This is a genomic window from Candidatus Neomarinimicrobiota bacterium (assembly GCA_012964825.1).
Lineage (GTDB): Bacteria > Fidelibacterota > Marinisomatia > Marinisomatales > S15-B10 > UBA2125.
Map to the genome: position 1 here is coordinate 20561 of DTTI01000072.1, position 2484 is coordinate 23044.

The 2484-nt window shown below is 46.8% G+C and carries 2 protein-coding genes and 1 pseudogene (1 of these 3 running past the window's edge); all 3 read left to right on the forward strand.

Features of this window, described 5'->3' with window-relative positions; translation table 11 throughout:
* A pseudogene (locus EYO21_06945) lies at nt 1–8 on the forward strand (hypothetical protein) (it extends 1414 nt beyond the left edge of the window).
* Complete coding sequence (locus EYO21_06950; protein HIB03540.1) at nt 5–1669, forward strand: hypothetical protein; 1665 nt, start codon at nt 5–7, stop codon at nt 1667–1669. Before EYO21_06945 ends, EYO21_06950 begins: the two are co-directional and overlap by 4 nt.
* The coding region (locus EYO21_06955; GenBank protein HIB03541.1) for a hypothetical protein at nt 1666–2484 on the forward strand (819 nt) is incomplete at its 3' end. The genes EYO21_06950 and EYO21_06955, both read left to right, overlap by 4 nt.

The window sequence follows — 2484 nt, forward strand, 5'->3', positions numbered from 1 at the left end:
AGCAATGACAGTCGCCGACACCGTTGATGTTTCTCTCTCCGGGGACAGCGAAACTTGGAAGTTTACGGCTGGTATTGAAGTGAAGCCGCTTCAGTTCTCCTCGCTGGAGGCTGATCTTGACTGCCCGTTCCCAACTCAGGCACAGGAGATTAGTGATTTACCGCAGGGTTTTACTGGAATGTCATTTGGGGAAGTGTTCCTCAGATTCACCATGTATAATGAGATTCGGTTGCCTTTGAAGCTTAATCTCAACCTTATAGGTATCTCATCCATGGGAGATTCCATGACAATTGTTCTCGATTCGAAGATCGAGAAACCGACCACCACGACGGATAGTGCGAAAACAGTCATGGAACTTAGCAGCTTTGGTACAAAAGTACAGCTTTTCAAGAGTGCTACTGATACCATTCCGGACAGCTCTTACACCATTGAAGCAGGTGTGGGTACGAACACTATCGTAGATCTTCTTGCATTCAACCCGAAAGATTTCATCGTAGATGCAACTGCCGAAATCGATGGAAGAGGATTTATTGATGTGAATAAGTCCATATGGGGTAATTACCAGTTGATTGCCCCGTTCCAGGTCCGCATAGCCCCCATGACCTTCATACCCAACAGTTCCACGGTCATTGATGAATGGGAACATGACACTCGGACAAAACTCCGCAATTTTGTAAAAGGTGCTAACCTAACCACACGGGTGATCAATGGACTACCTATTGGTGGCGATCTTTCCGTACTGTTCTCTAACAAAGAAATTTTTCCGATCGACAGATCTTCCAAAACTTTGGCAGCCATGAGGGACAGTCTCAAATGGCCTGCTACTGATTCTCTTTATGTTGTATCGAAGTGTGATTCGCTGATGAAGCTTGATGGTACTATATATGTTTCGTCTGTTATCTTCGATAGCTCAGGCTGTGTTGATGGAACTGCCTATCTCGTTAGGGGGGTACCCGGTAAGGCTGACACCGTAATCTCTTATGTGGATACCATGTTCACCATTACGCTCCCTAGACCGAAAGCCTACTATGCTGAGGCAAGCAAGATCGGGCTACCAATGTCCGTCATGACCCCTGGTGATACGACGGTGACCACTGGCCTCGACAGCCTAAAGATGTATCTCTTAACTGATCTTGGGAAGCATTATGTTCGACCGAGAACTCACTTCAGTGGAACGCTGGACCAGGTTCCTGATGTGGTTCAGTTCTCCATGAAAGACACGATCTCCATGAAAGCATTTATAGTGTTCCAGCTCCAGAGCGATGGACTGCTCGAGAAAGCGGAGGATGAGCTGGTCATCACGTATCCCAACGGTGGGGAGACCCTTTCCCCGGGTGAGAAGATCTCCATCAAATGGCGGTCTCTGGGGGCCACACTGCCGGATGAAAATGTGATCGTCTCGACTTCCACCGAAGCTAACCCTGATATAACCTCCTCGGTTTGGACCTCAATCAGCAATGGGGCTATAGCAAATGTTGACTCAATGTTTTGGACCCCCTCTGCAGCGGCGGACAAAATGTGGCTAAAAGTCTGCAATGAAAGCGGTAGTATCTGTGACAGAAGTCTCTCCTCTTTCAAAGTGGCGGCGAGCTCAGTTGTGAGTTCTCGTGAAAGATCGGGTAAGGGCAAAAGAAACCGGGACAGAGTTGCAAAGAGGTCGAGGCCATGAAATTGCTTCAAATAACTCTATTCCTTCTTCTGGTTCAAACCTTAGGATTGGGGCAGATCAAGCGTGATCCCGTTATGGTGGGGCTCGGCGGTGCTTATACAACCTTGGCAGATGGTGTTTATGCTGTGGGTGTTAACCCAGCCAATCTTGCCTATCAGCATGATAAACCTTTTATGTGGCAGATGGGAACCCTCAATTTTGGTATAGGGAACAATTTCTTTTCCCTGGAAAATATCATGGATCTAAGTGGAAAAAACCTGGAAGCTGAATCACAAAAGGGCAAATATGAAATATATGATCAGGTAAGAGACGGTTGGAGGTTTTCAGGAGATATACATTTGGCCCTACCCGCTCTTAACTATGCTTCAGGCAATATGGCTATAACCAATGATCTGGTGGCCATAAGTGATGTTGTAGCACCCTTTGGTTTATTCAAGTTAATACTGGAAGGCAACCCTATTGGAGAGTCGCTGGATTTGGAATACAGCCGAGAAAATATGGTCCTCCTGGAACACGCTTTCTCCTTTGCAGTACCCACTGACAAATTTTCTTGGGGAGTTTCACTTAAATTCCTTCAGGGAATTGTTTACATGGGTACGGACCCCGATTCCAGTTACACCTTTTTTCAAACAGATACTACAGCGTTTAACCTTAAAGCTCGCTACTTTATGCGGCAAGGTGTGGGAGGGTATGGCACTGCCGTCGATTTCGGTTTGTCTTCCAAAGAAATCAATGGCTGGCGTGTTGGAGCCGCCCTCATCAATGCCGTTGGCTCAATAGAATGGAACCAGCCCTCAGCATTGACTGACCTTTTT